General features: G+C 70.3%; 14 protein-coding genes. 7 read left to right on the top strand and 7 right to left on the bottom strand.

Going from position 1 to position 16,019, the window contains the following annotated elements:
• The first annotated feature begins 66 nt into the window (after positions 1-66).
• The 3 genes from CLV54_RS16455 (at position 67) to CLV54_RS16465 (ending at position 3,117) form a co-directional block, all read left to right on the top strand.
• Positions 67-723, top strand: coding sequence for a DUF732 domain-containing protein (locus tag CLV54_RS16455; protein ID WP_157803043.1), 657 nt, complete (start codon positions 67-69; stop codon positions 721-723).
• A 98-nt stretch (positions 724-821) separates the two neighbouring features.
• Positions 822-2,303, top strand: coding sequence for an SGNH/GDSL hydrolase family protein (locus CLV54_RS16460; RefSeq protein WP_157803044.1), 1,482 nt, complete (start codon positions 822-824; stop codon positions 2,301-2,303).
• Between the two features lie 133 nt (positions 2,304-2,436).
• Complete coding sequence (locus CLV54_RS16465) at positions 2,437-3,117, top strand: FadR/GntR family transcriptional regulator (RefSeq protein WP_100346093.1); 681 nt, start codon at positions 2,437-2,439, stop codon at positions 3,115-3,117.
• Positions 3,118-3,193: 76 nt separating this feature from the next.
• Here the strand turns inward: CLV54_RS16465 and CLV54_RS16470 are convergent, their stop codons facing one another.
• A complete protein-coding gene (locus tag CLV54_RS16470) occupies positions 3,194-4,777 on the bottom strand; it encodes an HNH endonuclease signature motif containing protein (RefSeq protein WP_100346094.1) in 1,584 nt (527 codons plus the stop codon).
• Between the two features lie 320 nt (positions 4,778-5,097).
• Here CLV54_RS16470 and CLV54_RS16475 point away from each other — a divergent pair, with 320 nt between their 5' ends.
• Together CLV54_RS16475 and CLV54_RS16480 are read left to right on the top strand one after the other, a co-directional pair.
• The gene (locus CLV54_RS16475) at positions 5,098-6,150 is read left to right on the top strand and encodes an ATP-dependent DNA ligase (protein ID WP_100346095.1); all 1,053 of its coding nucleotides are present in this window, start codon (positions 5,098-5,100) and stop codon (positions 6,148-6,150) included.
• Positions 6,150-6,362: a KTSC domain-containing protein gene (locus CLV54_RS16480; RefSeq protein ID WP_100346096.1), complete on the top strand. Its 213-nt coding sequence runs from the start codon at positions 6,150-6,152 to the stop codon at positions 6,360-6,362. The genes CLV54_RS16475 and CLV54_RS16480 overlap by 1 nt, the downstream gene beginning before the upstream one ends.
• A 47-nt stretch (positions 6,363-6,409) precedes the next feature.
• On the opposite strand, the gene ligD is transcribed toward CLV54_RS16480, so the two are convergent.
• On the bottom strand, positions 6,410-7,438 hold the full coding sequence (ligD, locus tag CLV54_RS16485; protein ID WP_100346097.1) for a non-homologous end-joining DNA ligase: 1,029 nt from the start codon (positions 7,436-7,438) through the stop codon (positions 6,410-6,412).
• 330 nt (positions 7,439-7,768) lie between these two features.
• Here ligD and CLV54_RS16490 point away from each other — a divergent pair, with 330 nt between their 5' ends.
• On the top strand, positions 7,769-8,905 hold the full coding sequence (locus CLV54_RS16490; RefSeq protein WP_100346161.1) for an NAD(P)-binding domain-containing protein: 1,137 nt from the start codon (positions 7,769-7,771) through the stop codon (positions 8,903-8,905).
• A 169-nt stretch (positions 8,906-9,074) separates the two neighbouring features.
• Positions 9,075-10,349 carry a ThuA domain-containing protein gene (locus CLV54_RS17840; RefSeq protein WP_211294589.1) on the top strand — a complete coding sequence of 425 codons (1,275 nt, stop codon included), beginning with the start codon at positions 9,075-9,077 and terminating at the stop codon, positions 10,347-10,349.
• Between the two features lie 138 nt (positions 10,350-10,487).
• Here CLV54_RS17840 and CLV54_RS16500 read toward each other — a convergent pair whose 3' ends face one another.
• The 5 genes from CLV54_RS16500 to CLV54_RS16520 all read right to left on the bottom strand — a co-directional run bounded on the left by CLV54_RS16500 (position 10,488) and on the right by CLV54_RS16520 (position 16,017).
• Positions 10,488-11,069, bottom strand: a complete 582-nt coding sequence (locus CLV54_RS16500; protein ID WP_100346098.1) for a TetR/AcrR family transcriptional regulator — start codon at positions 11,067-11,069, stop codon at positions 10,488-10,490.
• Positions 11,070-11,164: 95 nt separating this feature from the next.
• Positions 11,165-12,325: a Gfo/Idh/MocA family protein gene (locus CLV54_RS16505; RefSeq protein WP_211294590.1), complete on the bottom strand. Its 1,161-nt coding sequence runs from the start codon at positions 12,323-12,325 to the stop codon at positions 11,165-11,167.
• On the bottom strand, positions 12,322-13,749 hold the full coding sequence (locus CLV54_RS16510) for an NAD-dependent succinate-semialdehyde dehydrogenase (protein WP_100346099.1): 1,428 nt from the start codon (positions 13,747-13,749) through the stop codon (positions 12,322-12,324). The genes CLV54_RS16505 and CLV54_RS16510 overlap by 4 nt, the downstream gene beginning before the upstream one ends.
• A gap of 10 nt (positions 13,750-13,759) precedes the next feature.
• Positions 13,760-14,962, bottom strand: coding sequence for an iron-containing alcohol dehydrogenase (locus CLV54_RS16515; RefSeq protein WP_100346100.1), 1,203 nt, complete (start codon positions 14,960-14,962; stop codon positions 13,760-13,762).
• Positions 14,959-16,017 (bottom strand): Ldh family oxidoreductase, encoded by a 1,059-nt coding sequence (locus CLV54_RS16520; protein WP_100346101.1) that lies wholly within the window; start codon positions 16,015-16,017, stop codon positions 14,959-14,961. The genes CLV54_RS16515 and CLV54_RS16520 overlap by 4 nt, the downstream gene beginning before the upstream one ends.
• Positions 16,018-16,019: the final 2 nt, after the last annotated feature.

The raw sequence follows: 16,019 nt of genomic DNA on the forward strand, positions 1-16,019 counted from the left end.
TTCTGCAGGTGTGACATATCACAGTGCGTGTTCTGCCATAATTTCCGGATGGTTCACGGACGAGCAGTGATTTCCGCAGAGGCGAAGACGTCGCACGCACAGGCCCCGCACGCGCAGGCGCCGCACACCCCGACGCCGCGCGCGCGAGCACGGCGTGCGCAGGGCGCGCGCGTGGCGACCGCCGTGGCCGCGGCGTCCCTCACGCTTCTCGCACTCGTGGGATGCTCCGCGGGAACCCCCACCGCCGAGCAGACGCGCACGACGGCGACGTCGCGGGCGACGCCGAGCAGCACCCCCACCCCCGGCACGAAGACCCCGAAGCCAACGGCGGCTCCCGACGCTCCGGCATCGGAGAACGGCGGAGGCGGCGAGGCGGGGCAGGCGCCGGCCGGCGAGGAAGGCGTTCCCGGCACGAAGAACAGCGACGGGGCGATCATCTCGGTGCCGCTGACTCCCCCGCCGCCGCCCGTCGCCCAGCCCTCGCCCGACAGCGTGTACCTCGGCGCCGTGCGCGAGGGGCTCATCGGCATGGACACCGCGGTCGACTCCGATCTCATCGATGCCGGATGGACCGCCTGCAACCTCTACGGCGAAGGCCAGTCGAGCTCGACGATCGACGTCATCGGCTACGACAGCGAGGGCGAGCCCTCGCCCGGCTACAACGATCACGTGATCGCCGTGGCCGCGGCGGAATCCTACTGCCCGGAGTTCGCCGGCCAGTAACGGTCACCGCACGCGTCGCATCAGCATCAGCGCAGGCGGGCTGCACAGCACAGCACAGGGATCTTCCCCGTGCCGCCCACCGCCGATAGCCTGTCGATGTGCCGAAGCAGAGAGTTCTCGCGTCCGGGTCCGCCCTCCACGATCCCGCGGCGTCAGCGGTGAGCCGCGGCATCCGCAGCCTCGCTGTGATCGGGCTCGCGCTCGTCGCCGCCGTGCTGCCGACGACGATGGCGCCGACGATGGCGCCGACGATGGCGCCGACGATGGCGAGCGCAGCGGTCGTGACGACGAGCCCCGCCGCGGCGGCACCCGCGGTCGCGGCATCCGTCTCCGGGACGAACGCTCTCGAGGCGAGCGACCCCGCCCCGACCCTCCCGGATCTGAGCGGGCTCGACTACGTGGCACTCGGCGACTCGTACTCGGCCGGCTTCGGTCTCACCCCGTACAGCGAGCTCCCCGCCCCCGGATGCTTCCAGGCCGACGAGAACTACCCGCACCTCGTCGCCGCGGAGTTCGGCCTCGGGCTCACCGACGTCACGTGCAGCGGCGCCGTCACGGCGAACATCATCGACACTCCGCAGACGACGATCACCGGGGCGGGCACCGCTCCCGTGCAATCGGACTCCTTGAGCGCCGACACCGACATCGTCACGGTGACGATCGGCGGCAACGACCTCGGCTTCGCGGATGTCGCGGCCTTCTGCGTCGCGCTGAGCCCCACCGGCCCCGTGCTCGGTGGCGGCGGGGTCTACTCCGACTGCAAGGACTACTTCAACCCCGACCAGTTCATCGACCAGCTCGCGTACAAGCTCGAGACCACCGTCGCACCGGCCCTCGCGAACACCTTTGCGCTCATCGCGCAGAAGGCGCCGAACGCGGAGGTCTTCGTGATCGGCTACCCCGCGATCTCGCCCGACATCGAGAACATCCCGGCCGCGGGATGCTTCAGCTCCGCACTCGGCACGGGTGTGCCGCCGTTCCCCGAGAACGCCTTCCCCTTCACCCCGGCCGACACCGCCTACCTGCATCAGACGGAGGCGAGACTGGATGCCGCGATCCGCGAACAGGCGCAGGCCCACGGCGCCACCTACCTGTCGACGCTTCCGCTGACCGAGTCGCACAGCGCCTGCGCAAGCGCTGCGGACGCCTTCGTCAACGGCATCAGCCTCATCCCGCACGTGCCCAACACTCCGCACACGGGAACCCCGACGCCTGACCCCGACATCGACCTGAAACTCGGTGTGCTCCACCCGAACCCGGCGGGGGTCGCCTTCCTCGCCGGCCAGGTCACCGCGGCGATCCGGACGGCCTTCGCCGATCAGGGCGGCGGAGTGGGCGAGGAGGAGCCGAGCGGCGCACCCTCCGAGCCCACCACCGTCGCGCCGGCTCCGAGCCCGACGAGCCCGACAGCGGATGCCGCGAGGCTCGCCGCTACGGGAGCCGACCCCGCCGCCGCACTCTGGACCGCCGCCGCTCTTCTCGCCGCCGCTGCCCTGCTCCTCGCGATCCGGCCACGCAGGGCGGCCGTTCCCCGCGCCACCGGGGCAGCTGTCACGCGGACGCCCGACCGGGACGAGTAGTCCCTGAGCTGGTCCCTGAGCCGGTCCGTGAGCTGGTCCCTGAGCTGGTCCCTGAGCGGTAACCGGCCGTTCCGCTTCGTCGACTACGCTTAGCGCGCACCACTCGTCAGCCGAGCCGAAGGGCGGACTCCCGATGAACCTCGTCCACCGGCATCCTCGACCGGAACACGTCGCTGAAGCGCTTCTCGCTCGCATCGGAACCGGCGAGTGGCGCCGCGGCCAGCGTCTGCCCGGCGAGACGACACTCGCCATGCAGTTCGGTGTGAGTGCACCCAGCATGCGAAAGGCGATGCTCGAGCTGGCCGGCTCGGGCGTGCTCGAGTTCAGGCCCGGCGTCGGGATCTTCGTGCGCTCGCTGTCTCCCGTGGACAACTGGGAGACGGCCGTGCGCCGGGCGAAGATCGCCGAGGTCATCGAGGGACGTATCGCGATCGAGACGGAGGCCGCCAGGCTCGCAGCCGATCGGCGCACCCGCTCGGATCTCCGTGCGATGGAGACACTCCTCGAAGCCCGCAATCGAGCCTCCGTGGAGGCATCGGTCGAGGACTACGTCGACATCGACATGGAGTTCCACCGCTCGGTGATCGCGTCTGCGCACAACCCGCTGTTGAACGAGCTGTTCGACTCGTTCCTGCCCCGGATGCGCAGGGCGATGATCGACCTCGTGCGCATCGGCCCGAGCGCCGAGGTGCAGCGCACAGACCACGACGACCACACCATCGTCCTGACCGCCATCCGTCACCACCGGAGCGATCACGCGGCGACGTCGAGCAGAAACCACCTCGTCACGCTGCGCACGAGTCTCATCGTCTGACGCAGGGGTTTCCGACGCAGGGTCACCTGACGCAGAGTCCTGACGCAGGATCTCCCACGCAGACGCTGCAGCTCTTTTATGGCGGCGGTTGTGCGAGGTTCGGGCGTGGTCGACCGCCGGGGATGGGGGTCCGCGCGGGATCGATGTGCGGGGGTGGGACGTACCAGACGCGGTCGCCCCGGAGTTCGAGATGCCAGCCGTCGCGGTGGACGAGATGGTGATGCTCCGAGCAGAGCAGCGTGCCGTTGTCGAGGCTGGTGTCGCCGTGGTCTCTCGCCCACCAGCGGATGTGGTGGGCTTCGGTGAACGCGGGCGGGCGTCTGCACCGCGGAAAGGAGCATCCGCCGTCGCGGCCGGCGAGGGCCAGGCGTTGCGCTGCGCTGAACAGGCGCCGGGTGCGTCCGAGGTCGAAGGTCTCACCGCGGCTGCCGAGGACTTCGGGGATGATGCCCGCCGCCCCGAGCAGTTCACGAGCGCGAGCGGCGGTGATGGTCTCGTCGACGCCGTCGATGGACGCCGTGCCTGCTTCGCCCCGGAGCTGGTCGAGGGTCATCCGCACGATCACGGTGATCGCCGGCTGGTCGCCGGGGCAGGTGCAGGATGCGGCGTGCCGGAACACGTCGACGAGCGCGTCGGCGCGCAGCTGGTCCAGGCTTCGATGCTCGCCCATCCGGGCCGCATCGCCCCTGGCCACACCGCTGAGCGCCCCGGCATCGGCATCGGAGATGTCTGCATGCCCGTCGATGTCGCCGGGGTCGGCGTGATCGACCGGGGTGCTCGCACGGCTCGCACCGGTGGGCTCGCCCTCGAAGCGGGCCGCGCGGATGTGGTGGGCGATGAGGGTGTCGATGCCGGTCTTCACGATCCCGGCCGACAGCGGGTCGAGGAACGCCTCCAACCGCATCATGCCGTCGGAGAGCATCGTCAGCCGGCACCGCCGACGCCGCAGCTGCCGTTCCTCTCGGGGTTCGGCGCCATCCTGATCGAGTCGATCGCGCACCATCCGAGCAAACGATCGTGTCTCCTCAACCGTCAGCGCCGACGTCTCCTCCACGAGAACACGCTCGGCCGCGGCCAACTGCCCCGGATCGGCGACCGGACCCGTCTCCGCCAGCACCTTCGCGATCACCGCGGCGTGCTCGACCCCCAGGGCGCCGGCCGCCATCGCCCGAGCGAACGCCTCGAACCGAGGCGGCAGCACCTCTCCGGTCAACGACCGGCCGCCGGACGCCGCGCCTGCGACCTCGACGAACCGGGATGCCGTGGACCGCGACATCCCCCACCGCTGACCCAGCAGACCCGCAACGGTCGACGCGCCCAGTCGCCGCGCCACACCCTCCGCGCCCAGCTCCGCACGGGAGCGCTCGGCAACCTCCCCGGCCACCCTCACCGACACGGCGTCCACCATCCGTCGCAACGACGCGACCGCAGCCACCACCCTCAGAAGGCCCTCATCCGTCATCGACAATGCCGCTCCATCGGCGGTTGCGGATGCCGACGCGAAAAAGGCGTCGACCCACACCGCGACGAGCTCCTCCGTTTGCGCGACCAGCTCGTCGATCGCCACCGGGCGCAGAACGGCATCGGGCGCCGCGACATCCGTATCGGTCACCGATCCCGTGGCGGCACCGGGCGGCGGGGCGAGGCTCTCGATCGACATGCGTCCAGTGAATCAGCAGCCACCGACATCCGTTTTCCTCTGTGATCAGCACAAATACCTGTGGATAACTACCGCGCGCACCCAATTGTGGAGGACAGGATGACGCCTCCAGCAGGGGTAGGTGACCACGGGATGAACAGCGGGCTGGTCTGTTCGCCCAGAGCGAACGCGTCCAGGCCGACCTCGCCGGCGCGCTGGGCGAACGGCAGGAGGGTGCTGATGCGCCCCCTCGCCTGCGCATCCGTCGATGGGGCCGTGTGGGATGTCGCCGCCGAGCGCCACCCCTGTCGCCGGCACGCCGCAGGCGCGATGATCGAGGGATGGAACTCTCGGCCGCAACTCCGATCACCCCCATGCTCGCGAAGGCGGTCGACGTCGTGCCCGAGCCGGACGGCGTTCCCGGTGGCCTGAGCTACGAGCCCAAGTGGGACGGCTTCCGCGCCATCGTCTACGCCGACGGCGAGACCGTCGAGATCAGCAGCCGGGGCTCCACGATGCTCACCCGGTACTTCCCCGAGCTCGTGGACGCCTTCAGCCGACTGCTGCCCCAACCGTGCGTGCTCGACGGCGAGATCGTCGTGCGCACGGCGAACGCGGGCGGCGAACGACTCGACTGGGAGGCGCTCTCGCAGCGCATCCACCCGGCGGCCAGCCGCATCCGCACCCTCTCGCAGCAGACGCCGGCCTCGTTCGTGGCCTTCGACCTGCTCTCGCAGGGCGACGAGAGCCTTCTCGACCGCCCCTTCGGGCAGCGCCGCGCAGCGCTCGAGACCCTGGTCGCCGGGCTCCCCGCGCCCCTCCACCTCACGCAGACCACCACGGATGTCGGGCTCGCCCGCCGCTGGCTCGTCGAGTTCGAGGGCGCCGGGCTCGACGGGGTCGTCGCCAAACGCCTCGACGCCGCCTACTCCCCCGGCAAACGCGTGATGCTCAAGGTGAAGCATCACAGGACAGCGGATGTCGTCGTGCGCGGCTATCGCGTGCACACGAGCGGTCGCGGCGTCGGCTCGATACTGCTCGGGCTCTACGACGCGGAGGGCGAGCTGCGCAACGTGGGCGGCGCCTCGGCGTTCAGCGACGCCCGCCGCCTCGAGCTCGTCGACGAGCTCGAGCCCTTCGTGCTCAGGGACGAGGCCGGCGAGATCGTGGTCGCCGAGACGGAGCGCAACCGGTTCTCCTCCGGCAAAGACGTCTCCTATGTGCCGCTGCGGCCGAGCCTCGTCGCCGAGGTGCGCTACGACCAGATGGAGGGCTCGCGTTTCCGGCACACCGCGCAGTTCTTCCGCTGGCGCCCCGACCGCGAGCCGCGCTCGTGCACCTTCGAGCAGCTCGAGCTCCCCGCCGCCTACGACCTCACACGGGTGCTCGTCTGATGGCGCTCGACCCCATCGACTCCGACGCCCTGGACGGGGCATCCTACGATCCGCGCACCCGCACGCTCACGGTGAGCTTCGAGTCGGGCGGCGTCTACGAGTACTACGAGGTGGACCCCGAGCTCGTCGAGCTGCTCGAACGCTCGCAGCCGCATCCGTGGTCGGTCGTCGGCGAGGACGTCAGGGCCCACCGCTTCCGCCGCATCGGCTAGCGCGACACCGCGCGTTCCGGCACCGGCAGGCAGGAGGCTCTGGGGGCTCAGCTCGCGTCCGGCTTGCGGGCGCGGCTGGGCTGCACGCGCGGAGGCTCCCCCGGCATCTTCGGGAAGTCGGGAGGGAAGGGCAGCTCGCCGAGGCCGGCCGCGACATCCCGCTCCCACCAGCCGAGCAGCACGTCGAGTATGCCGGATGTGGAATGCATCCGCGCCCAGGGGTCGCCGACCGTTCTGAGCCGCTCGGGAACGGTCTCTATCGTGTGGCTGCGGGGGTCGGTGCCCTCGAGCTCGTCCCACTCGATGGGGCAGGAGACGGACGCGTGGGCGAGAGCTCGCGGGCTGTAGGCGCCGGCCATCGTGCGGTCGCGGTTCGCCTGGTTGAAGTCGACGAAGACACGGGTGCCGCGCTCCTCCTTCCACCACGCGGTCGTGACCTTCTGCGGCATCCGTCGTTCGAGCTCGCGAGCCGCGGCGATCACGGCATGCCGCACGTCGAGGAACTCGTGCGTCGGCTCGATCGGCGCGAAGACGTGGATGCCGCGGTTGCCCGAGGTCTTCACGAACGCGTCGAGCCCGGCCTCGGCCAGCACCGAGCGCAGCTCGAGCGCCGCGGGGATCGCGTCGTCGAAGTCGGTGCCCGGCTGCGGGTCGAGGTCGATGCGCAGCTGGTCGGGGTTGTCGGAGTCCTCCGCCCGCGACGGCCAGGGGTGGAAGACGACGGTGTTCATCTGCACGGCCCAGACCGCGGCGGCCGGCTCGTCGATCACGAGCTGCGGATGCGTGCGCCCGCTCGGGTAGACGACCATCACCGATCGCACGAACTCCGGTGCGCCCTTCGGCGGGTTCTTCGAGAAGAACTGCTCGCCGTCGATCCCGCCGGGGAAGCGCTGCAGCGACACCGGACGATCGCCGTTGGCCGCGACGAAGGCCTCGCCGACCGCAACCATGTAGTTCGCGAGATCGAGCTTGGTGATCCCGGGCTCGGGCCAGAGCACGCGCCCCGGGCTCGAGATCCGCATCTCGCGCGGGCCGTGCGGGCCCTCGACGGGCAGGACGATCGCTTCGCTTGCCATGCGCCCACGCTACTCGCAGCACACCCCGGGGAACAGGATGAGAGAGGAGCAGAGACGGGAGCAGAGGACGACGGGCGGCGAGGAGCACCGCGACCCGGCCTCGGGAAGGCTGCAGGCATCCCGTGCGTTGACACCGGAGTGAGCGAGAGCGCGGCGACCATCCCCCGGAACGCCGCGACCGTGCCCGCCGCCGATACCGCCGCTGTGCCTGCCGCGTCCGCTGTGCCCGCCGTATCCGCCGTATCCGCCGTATCCGCCGAGCCAGCCGTCTCCGCCGAGCGTGCCGGGCCCGCCGCAGCCGCACGCGCCACGACCCGCCTCGCCGACGTCGTGGTGGTCGGGGCCGGGCAGGCCGGGCTCTCCGCAGCGTTCCACCTGCGCCGGCGCGGGTTCGTCCCGGCCACGGACGCCGCGGATGCCGCGGATGCCGCGGACCCGCTCAGCACGCCGCCATTGAGCTACATCGTGCTCGACGCCGAGCGCGGGCCGGGCGGCGCGTGGCAGCATCGCTGGAACTCGCTGCGGATGGCGACGGTCAACGGCATCCACGACCTGCCCGGGATCGCGAAGCCGCAGATCGACCCGAACGAGCCCAGCTCGCAGATGCTGCCGCGCTACTTCGCCTCGTACGAGCAGCAGCTCGAGCTGCCCGTGCTGCGGCCGGTCGTGGTGACGGCGGTACGGCGGGAGGACGACGATCCTCACGGCCGGCTGCTCATCGAGACCGACGCGGGCACCTGGTCGGCTCGTGCCGTGATCAACGCGACGGGCACCTGGACGAAGCCGTTCTGGCCCAGCTACCCCGGCCGATCCGACTTCGCCGGGCGCCAGCTGCACGTCGCGGACTACGTCTCCGCCGAGGAGTTCGCCGGCGAGCACGTTGTGGTCGTGGGCGGTGGCATCTCGGCCGTGCAGTTGCTCGAGGAGATCTCGCACGTCACCGCGACGAGCTGGTTCACACGGCGGGAGCCGGAGTGGCGCGACGAGGAGTTCGACTCGCAGGCCGGGCACGACGCCGTCGCCCGCGTGGAGGAGCGCGTGCGTCTCGGCCTGCCCCCGCAGAGCGTCGTCGCGGTCACGGGTCTGATCTGGTCGCCCGTGCTGCGCGCGGCGGCGGCTCGCGGGGTGTTCGACCGGCGTCCGATGTTCTCGCGCATCGAACGCGACGGGGTGCGGCTGGCCGACGGCGGTTTCCTGCACGCCGACGTCATCCTCTGGGCCACCGGCTTCCGCGCCGCGCTCGACCATCTCGCCCCGCTGAAGCTCCGCGGCCCCGGCGGCGGCATCGTCATGGACAAGACGATGGTCGCCGGTGAGCCGCGGGTGCACCTCATCGGCTACGGTCCCTCGGCGTCGACGATCGGCGCGAACCGGGCCGGGCGCGACGCCGCGAACAGTCTCGTGGCTCTGCTCGGAAGCGACGATCCTCAGCGGGTCACCGGACAACAGCCGGAAGCGGGCCGGTGACGCGAATTTGTTGTTGCCTGAACTCCGACTCAGCCGGCCCGTGCATCCCAAATTGTGGCTATTCGTGCTCTTATCTAAGAAATCATTGACAAGCGAACGGTGAATCAGTTGTATTAGACAACAAACTCGGGGCGTCCATGGGGGACGCCTGTCGATGCGGAGATGATCAATGAAGACCTTCTATCCCGCCGCTCTCGCGGCAGCAGCCCTTATGGTGATCGGCGGTGCCGTCGCCGCGGCCCCGGCCTACGCGGCCGACAGCGCAGAGCCATCCGTGCTCGTCTTCTCGAAGACCGCCGCCTTCCGTCACACCGAATGCATCGCGAGCGGCACCGCCGCGATCTCGGCCCTCGGCGAGGAGAACGGTTTCGCGGTCGACGCGACCGAGGACGCCTCGGTGTTCACCGACGACGCCCTCGCCGACTACGACGCGGTCGTGTTCCTCTGCACGACGGGCGACATCCTCGACGAGACCCAGCAGGGCGCGTTCGAGCGCTACATCCAGGCCGGCGGCGGATACCTCGGGGTGCACTCCGCCTCCGACACCGAGTACGACTGGCCGTGGTACGGCGAGCTCGTCGGCGCATACTTCCAAGACCACCCGCCGGCGCCCGGCTCCGGTGCGGCGCAGTTCCAGGAGGCGACCGTCAACGTCGAGGTGACGGACACACCCGCGACCGAGGGACTGCCGCAGCCGTGGATACGCACCGACGAGTGGTACAACTTCCAGACGAACCCCCGCGACGACGTGCGGGTGCTGCTCTCGCTCGACGAGTCGAGCTATCAGCCCGGCGGCTACACGGGTTCCACGGGAATGGGCGATCACCCGATCGCCTGGTGCCAGCCCTATGACGGCGGTCGTTCCGTCTACACCGCGCTCGGCCACTCCGGCTCGTTCTGGAGCGAGCCGCTCCTGCTGCAGCACATGCTCGGAAGCCTCGGGATGGCGGCCGGCTGGACGGACTTCGTGTGCAGCGAGCCCGTCACCGACGCCGATCTGACCGAGGACGCCCGAGGTGCCGTGACGGTTCCCGACTCCGTCGTGCAGGGCGAGTCGATCGTCGTGACCGTGGGCACCGAGCTGGCCGGTCAGACACTCGAGACGCAGCTCTTCTCCGAGGCCGTCCCGCTCGATCGCTCGGTCGTCTCGGCCGAAGGAACTCTGACCGTGACGGTTCCGGCCGACACGGTGGTCGGCGAGCACAAGATCGCCGTGCTCCGCACCAACGGCACCCTCGTCGGCTGGGACGGCATCGCGGTTCTCGCACCCGAGCCCGACGATGAGGTCGTCGTTCCCGTGGACGAGGTCGTTGCGGTCGACCCCGCGAAGAGGCTGCCGGCCACCGGGGCTCCGACCGACGGCCTGCTGGCTGCGGCCGGGCTGCTGCTCGGTCTCGGCATCGCGGCCGTGACCGCGATGAGCATCAGACGACGACGCGCATAGCCGAGTAGTCGAACGGATGGCGGTGCAGTCACCGCCATCGACCGAGGGGCGGGCGCCAGCGAGCGTTCCGCCCCTCGGCCGTGTCCGCAGACATCCTCGCCGGCCGCTCCCGACATCGGTCGACCTCGGCAGCCGCGGCTACGACACCTCGACGAAAATCCGGTCCGCGAAACGCGCCCACTCCCCCGCGAAGTCGATCGACGGGTCGCGCAGCCAGTTGAGCTGCAGGCCGTCCATAAAGGCGATCGTCTGAATCGCGAACGACTCGGGATTCGGATGCCAGGAACTCACCAACGAGGCGACGATCGACACCGACTCGGCCAGGCGCGCGGCGAAGTACTCGCTTGCAGGATGGCTCGGATCGAGGGACTCGGCACCCAGGATCGTGTAGAGGCTGATGATGCCCCGCTGCTCGATGTTGTGCGCGACGATCGCATCGAGGGCCGCGCGCGCCTCGAGAGGCGACGCGTGGAGGTCGCGGGGAAAGCCGGTCACCGCCGCATCGACACGGTCACGATTGTCGAGCACCGCGACGAGGAGCTCTTCGCGGGAGGCGAAGTGGTGGAGCATCCCCGCAACCGTCATGCCGCACGAATCCGCGAACTGGGCGAGAGTGAGACCGCGATAGCCTCGTGCGGCGATGAGGGCGGTGGCGGCTTCGACGATCTCGTTTCGGCGCACGGCGCGTTCGAGCCGTCGGCGAGGTGACGATGGGGCCATGCTCCACTCTCTCACGGCCTTCACAACCCTCGCGGCTCGGTGACGAGGTTGACGAGGTTCGCTCTACCCGACGCTCGCGATCCGCGGTGACGAGCTCAGAACGAGGTCGCGAGCTCCACCCTCCGCCCCGTCGCGGCGGAGCGTTTGGCGGCGAGGATGATCTCGAGGGTGTGACGGGCGTGCTCGGCCGACAGCACGGGAGGCGCGCCGCTTACGAGGCAGTCGAGGAGATGCTGCACCAGGATGGCCCGCCGCACCGCCCGAATTCGATCGACGTCTCGCCGATACCCCGGGCCGGTGGCATCCCGCCACTCGCCGTTCACCCCGTCGTCCGACACTCGGTAGAGCTGCAGAGCGGGCACCTCGGAGGCGACCCGATCATTGCCGAGCACGATCGTCCCCGCGTGACCGAAGATCTCGACGTCGGGTGAGGTCGCCGCCCGAAGGTTGAAGGTGCAATCGACCATCGCGAAAGCACCTCCGCCGAAGTCGAGCAGCAGCAGGGTGTTGTCGTCCGCCTCGACCGGCACGATCGAGCCCGCGAACGGGCCACCGGCCACCGTCCTGGTCTCCGAGGTGCGCCCGGACATCGCCATGACCGCCCGGGCTGGGCCCAGGATGCCGGTGATCTCCTGGATACCGTACGGCCCCATGTCCATCAGCGGTCCCGCATCCGCAGCATAGAACCACGAGGGGTCGGCGGGCCACGCCTGCCATGCGGGGCCGGCGTGCGAGCTGCGCACCCGCGCGAAGGCGACGGTGCCGATCGCGCCCTGTCTCACGAGCTCGCGGGCTCGGACGCGGGCCGGCTCGAGCATCCGCGGCGGCGAACAGACGATCATCACGCCTGCGGCGCGGGCTGTGTCGATGAGCTCATCCGCTTCGGCGAGTGTGCTCGCGAGCGGCTTCTCCGAGATCAGGTGCTTGCCCGCTGAGAGGATCTTGAGCGATGTCTCCGCGTGTGCGGCGATCGGTGTGATGTTCACGACCGCGTCGACCGTATCCGCCTCGAGCATCTCGTCGACCGAGCGGTAGACGTGGGGGATGCCGTACTCCGCGGCGAGCGCCCCGGTATGCGCGTCGCTCGGCGCGGCGATCGCGGTCAGCTCCGCGGCGCCCTGGAGGTGGTGAAACCCCGGCAGGATGCCCCAGTCGAAGCTCGCGATCATACCCGCGCCGAGCAGGCCGATCCGCAGGGGTCCGGCCTGGCGCGGCACATCCGCAGGAGGCGGCCCGGCGAGCGGAGGAGGAGTCACGGAGCCAGTCCGATGTACTTCTCCTCGAGGTATTCGAGGATTCCCTCCGAGCTTCCCTCGCGCCCGAGCCCGCTCTGCTTCGTGCCGCCGAACGGGGCGGCCGGATCGCTCAGCACTCCGCGGTTCACGGCGACCATTCCGGCATCCACTCGTAGCGCGACGCGCAGCGCCTCGTCTTCGCGACCGAAGACATAGCCGATGAGCCCGTAGATCGTGTCGTTGGCCATCCGCACCGCCTCGTCGACCGTGCTGAACCGCACGAGTGCGGAGACAGGACCGAAGATCTCGGTCTGATTGATCGTCGAGCCGTGCTCCACGTCGACGAGCACAGTCGCCGGGTAGAACGCGCCGCCGCCGATCCTCTCGCCGCCGAGGATGACGGTGGCACCCTCGGCGACAGCCGTCGTGACGAGGTCGGCGACCTTGTCACGCTCCTCGAGCGAGACAAGGGCGCCGAGAGTGTTGGCGCGATCGATCCCCGGCCCGACCGTGAACCGACCGAGCGCGACGGCGAGCTTCTCCGCGAACTCGTCGTGCAGCGAGTCGTGCACGTAGAAGCGGTTCGCCGCCGTGCAGGCCGAACCGCCGTTGCGCATCTTCGCGACGAGCGCGCCCTCGACGGCGAGGTCGACATCCGCTCCCTCGAGCACGAGGAACGGTGCATTGCCGCCCAGCTCCATCGAGGCGCTCACGACCGTGTCGGCCGCCTCGTGCAGCAGCACCCGGCCGACCTCGGTCGACCCCGTGAACGAGAGCTTGCGCACTGCGGGGTGTGCGATCATGGCGGCGACCGCGGGACCGGTGGGTACAGGGGTGACGAGATTCACGACGCCCCGCGGCGCACCCGCGCGCTCGAGCGCCCCGACAATGTACGCGGCGGTGAGCGGGGTCTCTCTCGCGGGCTTCAGCACCGTCGTGCATCCGGCGGCGAGCGCGGGTGCGATCTTCCGGGTGGCCATGGCGGCCGGGAAGTTCCACGGGGTCACGAGCACGGACACACCGATGGGCTGCCGGGTCACGACGATGCGCTTGTCGCCGCTGGGCGAGAGGCGGAAGTCTCCCCCGATGCGCACGGCCTCCTCCGAGAACCAACGGAAGAACTCCTTCGCATAGTCGGCCTCACCGAGCGCGTCGGAGAACGCCTTGCCGTTCTCGCGCACGATGATCTCGGCGAAGATCTCCCGTTCCTCGGTGAGGATCTCGTAGGCGCGGCGCAGCACCTCGCCCCGCACACGCGGCGGGGTTGCGGCCCACCCGTCGAAGGCGGCGTCGGCGGCCTCCACCGCGGCGAGGCAGTCGGCCTCGGTCGCGATCGCGAATCGGGCGAGCTCGCTGCCGTCAGAGGGATCGAGCACTGGGAAGGTCGCACCGCCGGCGCCCGCGCGCCAGGTGCCGTCGATGTGGAGATCGGAGAGGTAGTCCATGGGATGGTCCTTAGCTGAGGGAGGAACGGTCGCCGGTGTAGGCGGCCTCGAGGATCGAGAGCAGGAGCTCTCGTGTCGGCGGGAGCGCCGCGTTGCCGGCGAGACGTGTCACGCCCCGGGCCAGCTCGGCGATCCGGGGCAGCTGGTCTCGGGTGATGCCGATGTCGGCCAGGGTGCGCGGGATGCCGATGGTCGCGACGATCAGGGCGATCCTGTCGATCGCGGCCTGTGCATCCGCTCGGACGCCGAGTGCTTCGCCGATCTGAGCCAGCTGGGGTTCGCTCGCCACCCGCAGCGCCTGCAGCACGTAGGGGAGCATCATGCCCGTGCCGACGCCGTGCGGGGTGTGCGTGATCGCGCCGATCGGGTACTGGAGTGCGTGGGAGAGGTGGGTGCCTCCGCTTCCGAACGCCATGCCGGCGAGCAGGCTGCCGTAAGCGCACTGCTCACGCGCCTCGACGTCGGAGCCGTCGGCGACCGCGCGGGGCAGCCAGCTGCCGAGAGCCCGCACGGCATCGAGTGCGAGCACCGAGCTCAGACGGTTGCGACCCACGAAGATCGGCAGCGTCGATCCCCACTCCGGCGCGCGCTCGGCGGCTGTGAACGATTCGACGGCGTGCACGAGGGCATCGATCCCGGACGCCGCGGTCACGGTCGGTGGGGCACCCACCGTGAGCTCCGGGTCGACGATCGCCACCCTCGGAACGAGTGCTGCATCGGACACCCCGACCTTCAGTTCCCGCTCCGGATCGGAGACGACAGCGACGGGGGTGACCTCGGAGCCCGTGCCCGCGGTCGTGGGCACGGCGACGACAGGCAGGATCGGCGACGGCACCGCGTTCTCCCCGTAGTATCGCGACAGCGGGCCGGGGTGCACGAGCAGCAGCGAGACGAGCTTCGCGAGGTCGAGCGCGCTGCCGCCTCCGTAGCCGAGCACGACATCCGGGCCGAACCCGCGAGCGACGGCGACCGCTGCGTCGATGCCGTCGAGCGGCAGCTCCGGCACGACTCCCGTGTAGACGAAGGCGGTCACGCCCGCGGCGTCCAGACCGCTCAACGTCTCGGCGAAGGGCGCGGTTCCGGCGAGGAACGGGTCGACGACCACGAAGGCACGGCGCCCGAAGCGGGCGACCGCGACCGGGATGCCGGCCCGTGCGCCCCGCCCGAACTGCACGGCCTCGGGCAGTCTCAGAACTCCGGTCGACTCGCTCATGCGCTTCCTCTCTCCAACATCAGAATTCGCTGCCACAGCTCCGCCGAGATCGGCACGCCCTCGCGCAGATGGCGCTCGCGAACCTGGCGGGCCCGGTCTCCGGGAACGGAGACGGCGGGCACGCCACCGTCCTCGGCCGCCCGGCCGCTTCCCCGCACCACGTCGAGATACGCGGCGATCGCAGGCAGGCGGGGCTGCAGACCCAGCGCCTCGACCGAGATCGCGATGAACACATCGCCCTTCGTCGGCGGGTGCACGGTGTCGAGGGTTCCCATGACGTCCGTTCCGAGAGAGCTTCCGCTGAGCAATGCCACGAGCGCCTCGAGGGCGATGCCGAGCGCATAGCCCTTTGCGCCTCCGAACGGCGAGATCGCGCCCGACACCGCGGCTGCGGCATCGGTGGTCTGCCGTCCGTCGGAGTCGACGGCCCAGCCGAGCGGGATCGCCTCGCCCCGGGCCGCATGGTCGATGATCTTGCCCATCGACACGGCGCCGGTCGACATGTCGAGCACGAGCGGTTCACCGCCGGTCGGCACCCCGATGCCGAGGGGGTTCGTGCCGACCATGGCTCTGATGCCGCCCCAGGGATGCACGAGTGCCTCACTGATGGTCGAGGCGATGCCGATGCATCCGGCGGCGCCCATACTCTCGACGTAGGGCGCGAGCATACCGACATGGCCGGAGTTTCGGATCGAGGCGAGAGCGATGCCCTGAGTGCGAGCACGGTCGAGCACCATATCGACGGCCTTCCGGGCGACGACCGGACCGAAACCGCGCCGACCGTCGACGGCGAGTGCGCCTGGAGCGGTCCATTCGTGCTCAGCGTCGACGCCACTCACGATGAGGCCCGCTCGAAGGCGCTCGACGAGCACCGGCAGTCGCCGGACACCGTGAGAGGCGTGTCCGCGCAGATCGCCTTCGACCAGCATCTCCGCCTGCACTGCGGCATCCGTCGCTACCGCGCCCGCGGCGATGAGTACGTTCTCGATGACGGCACGCTCCTCCGAGGCGCTCACGCGCACCGTCGGCGATGCGCCGCTTGCGGGCGGGTTCATCG

Source organism: Compostimonas suwonensis, from assembly GCF_002797855.1.
GTDB lineage: Bacteria > Actinomycetota > Actinomycetes > Actinomycetales > Microbacteriaceae > Compostimonas > Compostimonas suwonensis.

Excerpts from the sequence above, each read along its gene's own strand:
- CLV54_RS16465 (WP_100346093.1), top strand. The coding sequence starts at position 2,437 with ATGAACCTCGTCCACCGGCATCCTCGACCGGAACACGTCGCTGAAGCG.
- CLV54_RS16470 (WP_100346094.1), bottom strand. The coding sequence starts at position 4,777 with ATGTCGATCGAGAGCCTCGCCCCGCCGCCCGGTGCCGCCACGGGATCG.
- CLV54_RS16475 (WP_100346095.1), top strand. The coding sequence starts at position 5,098 with ATGGAACTCTCGGCCGCAACTCCGATCACCCCCATGCTCGCGAAGGCG.
- CLV54_RS16480 (WP_100346096.1), top strand. The coding sequence starts at position 6,150 with ATGGCGCTCGACCCCATCGACTCCGACGCCCTGGACGGGGCATCCTAC.
- ligD (WP_100346097.1), bottom strand. The coding sequence starts at position 7,438 with ATGGCAAGCGAAGCGATCGTCCTGCCCGTCGAGGGCCCGCACGGCCCG.
- CLV54_RS17840 (WP_211294589.1), top strand. The coding sequence starts at position 9,075 with ATGAAGACCTTCTATCCCGCCGCTCTCGCGGCAGCAGCCCTTATGGTG.
- CLV54_RS16500 (WP_100346098.1), bottom strand. The coding sequence starts at position 11,069 with ATGGCCCCATCGTCACCTCGCCGACGGCTCGAACGCGCCGTGCGCCGA.
- CLV54_RS16510 (WP_100346099.1), bottom strand. The coding sequence starts at position 13,749 with ATGGACTACCTCTCCGATCTCCACATCGACGGCACCTGGCGCGCGGGC.
- CLV54_RS16515 (WP_100346100.1), bottom strand. The coding sequence starts at position 14,962 with ATGAGCGAGTCGACCGGAGTTCTGAGACTGCCCGAGGCCGTGCAGTTC.
- CLV54_RS16520 (WP_100346101.1), bottom strand. The coding sequence starts at position 16,017 with ATGAACCCGCCCGCAAGCGGCGCATCGCCGACGGTGCGCGTGAGCGCC.